15 protein-coding genes and 1 pseudogene are annotated in these 11,269 nt (G+C 30.6%); 3 read left to right on the top strand and 13 right to left on the bottom strand.

Annotated elements, in window-relative coordinates; all coding sequences use genetic code 11:
• The 3 genes from ERL59_RS20920 to ERL59_RS04215 all read right to left on the bottom strand — a co-directional run.
• Positions 1 to 181 (bottom strand): hypothetical protein (locus ERL59_RS20920; protein ID WP_210767453.1); only part of this gene is annotated, 181 nt, incomplete at its 3' end.
• A gap of 211 nt (positions 182 to 392) precedes the next feature.
• Positions 393 to 911, bottom strand: a complete 519-nt coding sequence (locus tag ERL59_RS04220; RefSeq protein ID WP_160644853.1) for a GrpB family protein — start codon at positions 909 to 911, stop codon at positions 393 to 395.
• Between the two features lie 225 nt (positions 912 to 1,136).
• Positions 1,137 to 1,448: a hypothetical protein gene (locus tag ERL59_RS04215; RefSeq protein WP_160644851.1), complete on the bottom strand. Its 312-nt coding sequence runs from the start codon at positions 1,446 to 1,448 to the stop codon at positions 1,137 to 1,139.
• A 278-nt stretch (positions 1,449 to 1,726) separates the two neighbouring features.
• On the opposite strand from ERL59_RS04215, the gene ERL59_RS04210 reads away from it, so the two are divergent.
• The 3 genes from ERL59_RS04210 (at position 1,727) to ERL59_RS04200 (ending at position 3,595) form a co-directional block, all read left to right on the top strand.
• Positions 1,727 to 2,329 (top strand): tetratricopeptide repeat protein, encoded by a 603-nt coding sequence (locus ERL59_RS04210; RefSeq protein WP_160644849.1) that lies wholly within the window; start codon positions 1,727 to 1,729, stop codon positions 2,327 to 2,329.
• 33 nt (positions 2,330 to 2,362) lie between these two features.
• On the top strand, positions 2,363 to 2,707 hold the full coding sequence (locus ERL59_RS04205) for a hypothetical protein (RefSeq protein WP_160644847.1): 345 nt from the start codon (positions 2,363 to 2,365) through the stop codon (positions 2,705 to 2,707).
• Between the two features lie 471 nt (positions 2,708 to 3,178).
• Positions 3,179 to 3,595, top strand: coding sequence for a hypothetical protein (locus ERL59_RS04200; RefSeq protein ID WP_160644845.1), 417 nt, complete (start codon positions 3,179 to 3,181; stop codon positions 3,593 to 3,595).
• A gap of 455 nt (positions 3,596 to 4,050) precedes the next feature.
• Here ERL59_RS04200 and ERL59_RS04195 read toward each other — a convergent pair whose 3' ends face one another.
• The 10 genes and pseudogenes from ERL59_RS04195 to ERL59_RS04160 all read right to left on the bottom strand — a co-directional run bounded on the left by ERL59_RS04195 (position 4,051) and on the right by ERL59_RS04160 (position 11,062).
• Positions 4,051 to 4,818, bottom strand: coding sequence for a GNAT family N-acetyltransferase (locus ERL59_RS04195; RefSeq protein ID WP_235929784.1), 768 nt, complete (start codon positions 4,816 to 4,818; stop codon positions 4,051 to 4,053).
• A 245-nt stretch (positions 4,819 to 5,063) separates the two neighbouring features.
• Entirely contained in the window at positions 5,064 to 5,426 is a 363-nt protein-coding gene (locus ERL59_RS04190) for a hypothetical protein (protein ID WP_160644843.1), read from the bottom strand.
• A gap of 410 nt (positions 5,427 to 5,836) precedes the next feature.
• Positions 5,837 to 5,920 (bottom strand): putative holin-like toxin, encoded by an 84-nt coding sequence (locus tag ERL59_RS21555; RefSeq protein WP_407925676.1) that lies wholly within the window; start codon positions 5,918 to 5,920, stop codon positions 5,837 to 5,839.
• A gap of 109 nt (positions 5,921 to 6,029) precedes the next feature.
• On the bottom strand, positions 6,030 to 6,320 hold the full coding sequence (locus ERL59_RS04185) for a hypothetical protein (RefSeq protein ID WP_235929783.1): 291 nt from the start codon (positions 6,318 to 6,320) through the stop codon (positions 6,030 to 6,032).
• Between the two features lie 249 nt (positions 6,321 to 6,569).
• Positions 6,570 to 7,658 (bottom strand): IS200/IS605 family element RNA-guided endonuclease TnpB, encoded by a 1,089-nt coding sequence (gene tnpB / locus ERL59_RS04180; protein ID WP_160644841.1) that lies wholly within the window; start codon positions 7,656 to 7,658, stop codon positions 6,570 to 6,572.
• A 9-nt stretch (positions 7,659 to 7,667) separates the two neighbouring features.
• On the bottom strand, positions 7,668 to 8,066 hold the full coding sequence (gene tnpA / locus ERL59_RS04175; RefSeq protein ID WP_160644839.1) for an IS200/IS605 family transposase: 399 nt from the start codon (positions 8,064 to 8,066) through the stop codon (positions 7,668 to 7,670).
• A gap of 582 nt (positions 8,067 to 8,648) precedes the next feature.
• Positions 8,649 to 9,161 (bottom strand): NUDIX hydrolase, encoded by a 513-nt coding sequence (locus tag ERL59_RS04170; protein ID WP_160644837.1) that lies wholly within the window; start codon positions 9,159 to 9,161, stop codon positions 8,649 to 8,651.
• A gap of 55 nt (positions 9,162 to 9,216) precedes the next feature.
• Entirely contained in the window at positions 9,217 to 9,507 is a 291-nt protein-coding gene (locus ERL59_RS04165) for a hypothetical protein (protein WP_160644835.1), read from the bottom strand.
• Positions 9,508 to 9,946: 439 nt separating this feature from the next.
• Positions 9,947 to 10,039 (bottom strand): annotated as a pseudogene (locus ERL59_RS21550) (IS6 family transposase); the annotation flags it as partial.
• 33 nt (positions 10,040 to 10,072) lie between these two features.
• Positions 10,073 to 11,062 (bottom strand): hypothetical protein, encoded by a 990-nt coding sequence (locus tag ERL59_RS04160; protein WP_160644833.1) that lies wholly within the window; start codon positions 11,060 to 11,062, stop codon positions 10,073 to 10,075.
• Positions 11,063 to 11,269 lie beyond the last annotated feature (207 nt).

The following is an 11,269-nucleotide window of genomic DNA, read 5'->3' as shown; positions in this document are numbered from 1 at the left end:
TTTCGTATAAAGATATTAAATTCTTTATTTCTTGTTCAGAAAATCGAGCCAAAGATCTCTTTTCTCGATAAAGGTCATGATCTGTATCCACATCAGTTGAAATTTTAACAACTAAAAAAGTAATACTATTACTTATTAATAATAATAGTATAAGACTGATTATTAGTGATGATTTTTTCAATAACTCCCCCCCCTTTACCAATCTAATCATACTCTATCTACCTGTACTTTTTGACTGGTAAATATAGGGTGATTTATAGTTAGTCTAATATAATTCTTGATAATTTTTATCAATCTTTTATTAAACAATATGACCCCATTCATAAATAAAGGCACTTCTCTTGTTAAAGAAAAGTGCCAGATTGTGGAAGATATTCAATTTATAAAAAAATCTAATTGTTGTAATTTTTTTTAGCTAGATTAATTACATTAGATATAAATGGAGCTTTTGCACTTGTATATCCAATTCTATCGTATTCATATTTCACAGCTAAATCCTTTTTTAATTGATTATATTGAAGTTTGGTATCCGGAAAGTCTCTTAAATAATTTCTAAAAAGAATATTATTAATCCAAAATTTACTGTTATATTCATAAATATGTAAATGATGTGTACCAGCTCGCCACTTCCCTTTTCTAAAAAAACGCCTCTGAGGGAACTCTGTATGAAACACATACTCGTACCCTAGTGGCTTCAATGGCTCAATAAAAATATCTACTTCAGATAAGCTTTTTACGCCTATCATAATATCTATTATGGGTTTTGCCGCCAATCCTTTGACGGAAGTACTACCTATATGTTCTATTGGCAGCAAATCGTTATTTAGTACTTGTTTTAATTTTTCCTTTTCTTTTTCAAATTGAATAGACCAATCTGAGTTATATTCTTCTATAACTATCTGTTTGTCCATAATTATCCCCTAATCATAAAGTAAGATGTTTGTCTAGAAAAATGCGCCAGATTGTTGAAAAGTAAATGTTTAATTAAAATAAAACTTGATTATCAACTACCAATATACCTAATTCTAGATAAACTGGAATACAAGATTTTTAAAATTCTATATAAATTGGTTGGGTAATCTTCATTCAAACTACCTTTAGAAAGCTTTTCCTTCTTGTCCCTTGTTACAAAATCCTTAAGTATTTAGTTGAATTTCTATAATATCTATACATGTAACTAAATGTTGTTTTAATTCCTCAATACTTCTACAATTTTCTTTATACAATGGTTCTTCCCAGTTATATTCTTTAATTATATAAATAATAAACATACCATTAATATCTGTACAAGGGTACCAGCCGATATCTATTAAATACTTATTCAAAAATTCAACTTGAAACATGTCTTCCTTCAAATTATCTATCTGTTTTTTCAATGGTAGTTTTGGATCAATTTGAAAATCATTATAAACAATGTTTCCACTTTGAAAATTAATTTTATTAAACATAGAAAACACCTACTCTACTTTACTTTACCTTATCAATTAGTAAAGATATTATTTATCTTTTAAAGTTATGTCACGTAAAATTACTTTTTTCCCACAAGACAAGTTTGGTTAAGTTCCATGCTTCCATCCTTTGCAAACTGAGTACATGAGATTTAGAACAAACTTTATTTTAAACTAATAGTGGTTCTTCAGCAATATGGCCCAATTGTAGAATGAATGAGGATTTAAATAATTGAAATAATAATATTATAGAAATTTAATATAAGAGGTAAAAACAAATGAAATTTATATACTGGTTATCAGTGCTTGGATGGTTATTAATAATGTATATATTAGCTGATATTTTCTATGAAAGTTTTGGCTGGTGGGTTTTATTGTTGGGTATACCTGTTTATCTAGTTGGTGAGATTTTGATGAATAAATTATTTCCCAATAGAGAAGAGACTCTTAGCAATGCTGCTCTTAAAAGAACCTTAAAGAAAGAATTAAAGAAACCATTAAAAAAGTATGATGATTATGAATTTATAGCAGGGATTTATCATACGCTCTCTGAAGTAGAAAAAGCAATACAAATCATGGAAGAGGCTGTTCAAAATAAACAATTTAGTAATGAAGAGTTAGGAAGAGGATATATTTTTTTAGGTTTTTTATATTCAGATATGAAGGAAAACAGTAAAGCATCAGATTATCTTCATAAAGGATTGAATTTAATGAATGACGAGAATTTCAAATATAGCGAAGCTTTTAAAAACATAATAGAATTTTTTATAAAAAATAATGATAAAGAAAGGGCAAAGTTTTGGTTGAATAATCTTCTTCAAAGGCAAAGTTATGACAAGAAATTTAAGAAATTAGATGTTTTACAAAAAGAATGGGTTTAAAAATTCTTTCAATATACGCGGAGGGAAAATGGAATGAAAGATAAATTAAAGTGTGGGTGTCCAAATCCAACAACTGAACTAAAATTAGAAGCTGATTTTGCTGATCCGCTTTGGTGTGCTAAATGCGATCAAAATCTTGATCTTGAGGATTTGCCAATATCACCTCAACTCATGAAAGAAATAGAAGATTGGTCAATTCGCTACGGGGAATGGATTGATTTAGATACAGATACATTAGTTGATAGAGGAATTGAACTTGAAGATAAACACAATAAAGAAAGCCTAAAAATATACGAAAAACTAAAGAATGAACTTGGTGTTAAATATGAACTTATATATTCTCCATCTACTACTGCAAAATTATATAAATACAAATAATTACCATTACACATTTTAAGTTTGAAAGTATATAAAATTTAGGTATTTGATCCAATAAAGTGAGACTTTAAAAAAATCTTTAATATCAGATTACTAAATTACAAAGGGAGAATTAATATGCGTGAAAAAAGGTTTGAGGTTTAAAGCGAAAAACTAAAAATATGATAAAACAAATTTGAACAGAATACTAAGGAGTTTCCATCAATTTTTATAATGAACATTGGCATCTCCATTTACCCGTTTCACAAAAGGAATGGGGACTATCTATTTCTAATTCTAATAATATGGAAATATTGAGTTTCAAAGAAGAAATTAAAGATGATGACGGGTACAAATAATCAATTTAAAAAGTTGTTGTTTTATTATTAAACTTGATATGAAATAATTATTGGTAAAATTTAATAAATTGTAACTTTCAGATGATTTATTACGTCTAATAATTGAATAATAAAACATACATTAGGAGGATATATGAAAAAAATTATATTTCATATCTTATCAATGACTCTTATTTTTGCAATTCTATTGGGATGTCAATCAAATGGTAATAACGAATTAGTAGATGCCGAAGTATCAAAAGTAAGTATCTCTAAATCAAGTGGTTTAGGTAAAGTGAACTCCAATTTTTTTACAGTATATGAAGATGAAGAAACTCTTGAGATATTCAAAAATATCATCTTAAACGCAGTTAAAGAAACTGTTGAAGTATATATAGTCAATCCTCATTTTGATTTAGAACTCATTTTTACAGATGAGACTAAGCAAGGTTATCATTTATGGTTAGGTGAAAAGGGTCAAGAAAGCACCTTAATGAAAATTGATGATATACCCACCATCTATTCCATTTCAGAAGAAATGACTAAACAGTTAATTGACTTGATCCAATAATATTTTAATTTAGACCTCTAATATGTGAGGTCTTTTCTCATCTCTTTTCAATTTACTTTCAATAAAACTTGAATCATATTGGATGATGTCATAGAAATCATCCACAGAGGTTTTAAACTAATTGAAGATGCCAGATGAAAACTCTTACTAGTTTTATCTTTAATCAACCAAGAAAATGTTTTAAACCTGATGTGATATAATAAACAATAAAATTTTTTGTGGCACTTCTGCCATCTCTCAATCAAATAAATTTCCCCTCTTTCTTATATGAAAAGCATCTAGTATTTTATCTTCTTTACTATATAATTTCCCCATTATGTTGTCCAAGGAACTATTTCAGTTTCAACTCTCCATTATCCCTATCTCTCTTTATACGTTACCCTCTTTAATGCGCCAGATTGTTGAAGATCTCTTGAGCTTCTATTAGTTGATATTGTGGAAAATCAAATTAGAATCTATTTATTAAAATATTTATAATATGATTCAGTGTGTGCTTTTATTGAACAATTATTTCTCTCGAATACTTTTTGCATTCTTATATTATTCTCGTGTGTACTTCCTATGTAATAACTAGCTCCCATTTGTTTTAATAAAAATAATGATTGAAGGTGAATAAAAGAACTGAGTCCTTTTCCTCTATGTTCAGGTAATACTCCAAAATAGAACAATCTTCCTTCATCTAGTGTACCAGGCTCAATGTGTGGAATAGATATTCCTATAGGTTTATCTTTTAAAAATATGGCCTTACAGGAACTCATCCAATTATCTCCTAATTCACTTTTGACTGAGTCTAGATGTTCATCCATTGTGAGAGATGAAGGTGCATTATCTGATCCAGACATACATAGTTTCCAATACTCCATAAATTCACCTTCAGAAATTGTCGGTTCTTCAATGGAACGCCATTTATACTGTTTTATATTGCTATTTATGTCATATACGTCTCTATGTACTTCAACTTTTGAGGCGTATGGTTCAAATCCATGATGAATCAACATTTCAGACAGGTTTAAATAATGTTCAGATGTCCTATTAATAAGAACACTTATTCTATTAATTTCTAATTTCACCCCTACCTTAATTAATTCTTTAAGATTATTTTGTAACTCCTCATTATCAAACTCAATTTCGTTCTTCTCTTCAATTGCAATATAATTTGGTAGACCATTTAACACTTTAAATGAATTCATTAATTTGTTCTCTATTATTTTAGCGTGATTCAAATAGAAATCCTCCTTTGATATTTGTCTCCGTAAAAGGAGGAGGGGGGCCTCGAGTGTAAGTTTCTCTTCTTTTTTTATTATACATCTGCGTTATTGTCTGTTAATAATCTTTAATAATATCGCTTATTCTACAATAATGATCCAAACCCAAAAGCAGGCATCTTTAAGAATGGCGCCATATTGTTGCAAAACTTCCATCCTTATAAGCCTTAACAAATACTTTTGACAGGAGAAAGCAAAGCGTCTCATTTGATACAATAAGAATCAATTCTTTGCAGTTCATTTTTATCATTAAAAATATAGACATCACAGGCTGAAACAAAAGATAATTGTTCACCATTGCGAATAAATTCAGCTGTTCCATTTACTGCGACGCAATTTTTTTCGGAAATTACATTCAATGTAGTGAATTTAGTGGTTATAGTTTTGAAATAATTTGAAGTTTGCTTGCATTCTTCTATTACAGCTTCCCTACCTACTAAGGTTTTGTCACCAACGATATTCCATTCAATTATTTTTGCTAGAAATGGAAAAGTAGGCTCAAAATTACCATTAGAAAATGACTCTGCTATTTGTTTTTGCGTGAGAACATGGCTTTCTGAAGTCATAGTTCAATTCCTCCTCGAATAATTATATAATCTTTATTTTATAATATTATCTCACAGATGTCTTACCACTATTTACAGTATTTAATTCGTACATCCAAAGGGATTAACACCTGCCGACTAATTTCCCTCTATACTAGCTACGAAAATTGAATTTTCGGTTGCCGTTCTTTAATTAAATGGCCCTAAACATAAACTGTACAGGCAAAAAGTGATAATAACTTTTTTGGAAATAAACTCACTTTTTAAGTGGTATTACTTACTTTTTAAGTGTATAATATATTTAACAGATTCATATACTAATAAAGAAAACCGCAGGTGCTAGGAACACCATACGGTTTGATACAACAGCCGCATTAAGCGGTAGTACAGAAGTTCATTATAAAATAGACCGATACCTTGGCAAAGGCGGTCTATTTTTTCTTGCTAACAGATATTAAAGCTACTATTAATAACCCGAAGGTTAACATTAATGATATAGCTTGATATACTGTCATAGGCATCACCTCCTAACTTTTAAAATGGAGGGTCTACCTACCGCCTTGCCAACTATTGTATTATTCTATTATACCACTATATTCCATTAAAAGTTATAATAACTTCTATCTATTCTTCTTGTGTTATTACATTGATAGTTTCATCATCCATTGTATAAAAGTCACTCCCTAATGCCTGAACTAAAATGTGATTGAGTAGTACCTGGTTACCAAATTCCCATTTTAAAGAAAATCCATCACTTCCATCTTGATCGTAACCAATGAGTTGTCTTTCACTCCAAGTTTCTGTCCCTGTCGGAGCTAACCAAAATAGTACTGTATCTACATTTTTAGTATTAGCATAAATAGTCATCTCATGAACGTTTTTGGGAACAACATACCATCCCTCTTTCTCCTGCAAATCAGTATATACCTTAAGTAGTTGAGCATGAATATCTATTTGCTTGGTTTGGTCAGTCAGTTCATTATTTAATGTGTTAGATGGTAAGCTTCAACTTTAACAGATTCTTGGAGGCATGAAGGTGAACCACACACCACTTAACACCTTTGGTGTTTGAAATGGGTGCTTCTTGGGAAGTAGATACTTTTAGAAGCTATCTATATTTACCAAGCTATAAGGGTAGTCCCTACCCCTAAAGATGTACCAATTTTACATGGCTAATTTTAGTAGATTGATACTTGCGTTCAAGTCTCTATCATGATGGCTATTACATTCAGAGCAAGTCCATTCTCTTAGTTTTAGATTCTTGACTTCTTTATTTTTATATCCACAATTGGAACATAATTGACTGGATGCATAATTTTTAGGTGCGATGATCAGATCACGACATTTCCAACCTGCTTTGTAGTCAAGATATTCTCTGAATTTAGTCCAAGATACTTCACTGATTGCTTTTGCTAACTTATGATTCTTTTGCATATTCTTCACTTTTAAGTCTTCAATCACTATCACTTGGTTTTCGTTTGTGATCTCATTACTTAATTTATGTAGAAAATCATTTCGTTGATTAGCAATCTTTTCATGAAGCTTGGCAATTTGTAATCTCATTTTATTACGGTTCTTTGAACCTTTCTTCTTGCGTGACAAAGAACGTTGTATAAAAGCTAACCTTTTTTCAGCTTTTCTCAACCATTTAGGATTTTCATATTTTAGTCCATTAGACAATATTGCGAAGTCTTTCAAACCAACATCAATACCTACTTTTGCATCCATTTTTGGGAAGAATTGTTCCTTTTCTTCTACCAAAACAGAAGCAAAATATTTATTAGTGGGTGTTTTGGAAATGGTCACAGACTTAATCAAACCTGAAAATTGTCTATGCTGTTTAACTTTAACTAGTGTCTTTAGTTTTGGTAGTTTAATATAACCGTCTTCAATACACACTGTTCCTTTTTGGTTGTTGGTTGTATAGTTGTGATAATTATTCTTTTTACTTTTGAATTTTGGAAATCCAATAGATTTATCACGAAAGAAATTAGTATAGGCTCTATTTAGATTTACCTGTGCGTTAGCTAAAGCGAGACTATCCACTTCTTTTAGAAATGGAAATTCAGCTTTATATTGTGCAGGAGTAGGGTATTTAATTGATTTATCCATACTTTTTTGTGACTCTTGATAAGAATCGATTCGATCTGCAAGCATTTTGTTATATACAAAACGCACACATCCAAACGTTTTTGCAAAAAATAGAATTTGTTCTTTATTCGGATAAATACGATACTTGTATGCTTTCAACATTGGATACACCTACTTTCTACCTTGTTTTTCAATATACTGTTTGATTGTTTCTATAGGAGCACCACCTGTTGTAATCAAACAAAAGCTTCTCGACCAAAACATTTCCTTCCAAAGTTTTTTGCGAACAATAGGGAAGTCACGTTTTATCAATCGGGAACTGGCACTTTTGTACGCATTAAGAAATTTTGATATCTCACTATTAGGATGAGCTTTGAATAATACATGCACATGGTCTTTTTCATGATTCCAATCTTCAACCGTAATATTGTATGAGAGTCCTATTCTCTCAAAAATGTCTATTGCATAATTGGATATACCTTCGTCAAATATTTGTCTACGGTATTTTACTACCAATACAAGATGATAGTGTAATAAGAACACTGAATGATTATTATTGTCTAATTTCATTGATATAACAGCCTTTTCTGTATTTACTACTGATTATATCAACAGTGGAAATAATATACAATAAATTTTTGCTTCACAAAACCGAAATTCATCTCCTACCTACGCTAGAGCTTAGAGGATGGAGAATTCTTTTGGAATACGTTAAAATTAGTGTGGAAATTATTACAAATAATACTTTTTTCATTTTCCTGTTTCCTCCTGCTGATGATTAGTAATCTTTCCACTCAGTAATTCATTAATTCTGCTCCAATTCTTGAATATAAGCTGCTAATCATCATATTCATCTTCCGTTCTTGCGCCATTTTGTTGAATAATAATCATCTTATGAAGTATTTCTTTTTTCAATATAATTCAGCAGAGGAATTAATTCTTCATCTATTGTTAGTATATTATTTTGTTCTATCGTTTCAAAAAATAGCTCTTTCAACTTCTCTGCTGAGATTAACAATTTCTCAACAGTAACCTCTTCTGGATATGTAGCAAGAAACTTTCTTATGAACCCAAGATTTCCCTTATATATCATGGAATTTCAATGAAATTATTGGACGACAAGAACCTTATTATATTATATAAACATACTTTCTATTTTGATTCGTGATCGGTTGTTGAATAAGTATGATTGTTTTTTGTTATGAAACGCTTAATTTTGCCATCCGAATCCAAAGATTCAGTCTTAAAAAACTCTGGATATAAATCTAATGTCGCTAATTCATCAATCGGAAGCCAATGTAACGTTACTTTACCATATGACTCTTCAAAGAAAGCATGTTTCATAAGGCGTAATTCGGCACTTGATTTAACCGAGTAAAAAAAAGAAATCTCGTGGTTAACAGTACCTTCATAAGAAGTAAAGAAGTTTTCGTGAACATACTTTAATTCACCAAGTTCAAGACGATGTTGAGTTTCCTCAAAAATTTCTCGTAAAATTGCTTCTTCTGCAGTTTCCCCAAATCTTACTCGACCACCTATTGTATAATAAAACGAAGTTTTTTCATCTTTTGCCATTAAAATTTCATTTGAATCAATGATTATTGCCCCAACACGATAGCTAAATTTCCCATTTAGTATATCTAAAGTAATGTCCCCATTTATCATGTGTTTCACCCACTAACCTGTTTTTTATTTTGGGATTTATGTTTTTGTTTTAAGATTATTTTGTAATCCAATTCTCATAGTTTACGTTAAAACTATTTTTAGCAATTTCTCTTACCTCTTTTAAAGAATCAATATCACCAATTACATCCTCCCAATTCAAGTCACATGAAAATAAATAATACTCGTCACTTCCTTCGTACAGACAAATAGCCATGGCAGTAATAAGTAATTCATCAATTATTTCATCTTTTTCGTTAATAGTCCCTACTGTTCCAAATTTATTAGAAACTGAATTTGAAGTATATTGGATTACCTTTGCTCCATCTAAAACATGAGGTATAACCATATTATCCATCCTACCTTGATTTACAAATAAAGTCTTCAATCAGACCTAATTATAACTATTTCAAAAAACTTTAATTTTCACAAGGACTTATTCAACAATCTGGCCCAAATAAAAAAAGGCGCATCTCTTGTTAGAGAATTGGGCCATATTGTGGAAGATCATTGTCACTAATTTTTACAACATGGTCTAATTAATAGAAAAAGAACGTTGTCACCATATAAACAGATTATTCTTAAGAAGAAATAAGAGTAAGTTTAAGTACCATCTCCCACTCTTCATTTTCATAAGAATACTCCTTTATCTCTAGGGACATTTTACAATTTGGATAATTCCCACCAGTAAAAAAGACCATAACTTATACAGCTATGATCTCCTTAACACTTCCTTAAATGATAACTAATATCAATATTAAGATTCTAAACGTTTCATGATCTGATAGAGTTGTTTTCAAATGACGTCTTACTCTTTCATCTAATTCAGGTCCATATTCATGCACTCATCGCATAATGGTGGTGTGAGCAACAGATAAACCATAAACTACTTCTTGCACTAGAACCGAAATATGTCATTTAGCCCAGTACCATACGTCATAATAAAGATTATGGTTTACATTGTCACGGAATACGAGTAACCAGCTATTGTTATCGTTATCTATGTGGGTTATGGAAGGTTCAATACCGTCAACAATAAAAAACTCAGTCCAATCGATGCTTGTATCTCTAACTGTACCAACACTTAAATAAAGTTTATTATCCCCAGTGCTGCCTTGATGTACTTCTAAAATAGCACCCCCTGTTAGAACAGTTACTGAAGGATTCATTCCAGTAGCGTATCTTTCCTGAACAACATACCACTTCATATTCCCATCTTTGTATTCACCTAGAGCGTAATAAAGTTCCTCGTTTGTATCTTTTCGATATACTGCTAAAGCATGATTATTATCTGTGAGAGCTAGGGAAGCCTCTATTCCATCGTCCAAGTATGTGCGTCCGCTCCACTCAATATCATTATTATTGTATTTACCAATCTGGTAATAAAGTCTGTTATAAGGCCAATCCCCGGGTAACATCTGGCCTTGGTGAATTGATAAAATATCTCCGTTTTTTAGAACAGTTACTGAAGGATTCATTCCAGTAGCATATCTTTCTCCGACAACATACCAATCCATGTTCCCATTTTTGTATTTACCTAGACTGTAATAAAGTTCCTCGTTTGTATCGTCACGATATACTACTAATATATCTCCATTATCTAAACGAGTTGCGGAAGGTTCAATACCATCGTCTAAGTATGTATGTCCGATATCCCACTCAATATCACTTTTATCTTTGTATTTACCAATCTTGTAATAAAGTTTGTTATAAGGCCGGTCCCCAGGTACAAGCTGTTCTTGATGTATTTCAAAAGCTATCTCATCTTTTAGATAAGTTACTGAAGGATTCGTTCCTATATCGTATTGTCCTTGTCCTGCAAATGAATTATTAGGAATAATAAAACTTGCTAGGAACAGAGATATAAACATAATACCTGTTAATTTCTTGAATATTATATACATATTTTACCACCTTTTTTTTATTAATATATCATATATTTATAAAATATAACAGAGTTAACATAGATGAAGATACTGCTAGATTAATTAATATACACAGAAATTTTAATTTACTTTAATGATTGCCCCATTTTCTGATCTTCTCCATAAAAAAGACACCTTCTTCTAGAAATGAGTCATAGTGTTGAAGATCACTTAAGCTACTAGGTT

It is taken from the genome of Chengkuizengella marina, from assembly GCF_009910845.1.
Taxonomy (GTDB): domain Bacteria; phylum Bacillota; class Bacilli; order Paenibacillales; family KCTC-33759; genus Chengkuizengella; species Chengkuizengella marina.
Note: the sequence above shows the minus strand (reverse complement) of the source record. Positions and strands in the feature narration are given on the sequence as shown.

Coding starts and splice junctions, on each gene's coding strand:
- ERL59_RS04160 (WP_160644833.1), bottom strand. CDS start 11,062: ATGTATATAATATTCAAGAAATTAACAGGTATTATGTTTATATCTCTG.
- ERL59_RS04190 (WP_160644843.1), bottom strand. CDS start 5,426: ATGACTTCAGAAAGCCATGTTCTCACGCAAAAACAAATAGCAGAGTCA.
- ERL59_RS04215 (WP_160644851.1), bottom strand. CDS start 1,448: ATGTTTAATAAAATTAATTTTCAAAGTGGAAACATTGTTTATAATGAT.
- tnpB (WP_160644841.1), bottom strand. CDS start 7,658: ATGTTGAAAGCATACAAGTATCGTATTTATCCGAATAAAGAACAAATT.
- ERL59_RS04165 (WP_160644835.1), bottom strand. CDS start 9,507: ATGGTTATACCTCATGTTTTAGATGGAGCAAAGGTAATCCAATATACT.
- ERL59_RS04205 (WP_160644847.1), top strand. CDS start 2,363: ATGAAAGATAAATTAAAGTGTGGGTGTCCAAATCCAACAACTGAACTA.
- ERL59_RS04220 (WP_160644853.1), bottom strand. CDS start 911: ATGGACAAACAGATAGTTATAGAAGAATATAACTCAGATTGGTCTATT.
- tnpA (WP_160644839.1), bottom strand. CDS start 8,066: ATGAAATTAGACAATAATAATCATTCAGTGTTCTTATTACACTATCAT.
- ERL59_RS04170 (WP_160644837.1), bottom strand. CDS start 9,161: ATGATAAATGGGGACATTACTTTAGATATACTAAATGGGAAATTTAGC.
- ERL59_RS04210 (WP_160644849.1), top strand. CDS start 1,727: ATGAAATTTATATACTGGTTATCAGTGCTTGGATGGTTATTAATAATG.
- ERL59_RS04200 (WP_160644845.1), top strand. CDS start 3,179: ATGAAAAAAATTATATTTCATATCTTATCAATGACTCTTATTTTTGCA.
- ERL59_RS21555 (WP_407925676.1), bottom strand. CDS start 5,920: ATGACAGTATATCAAGCTATATCATTAATGTTAACCTTCGGGTTATTA.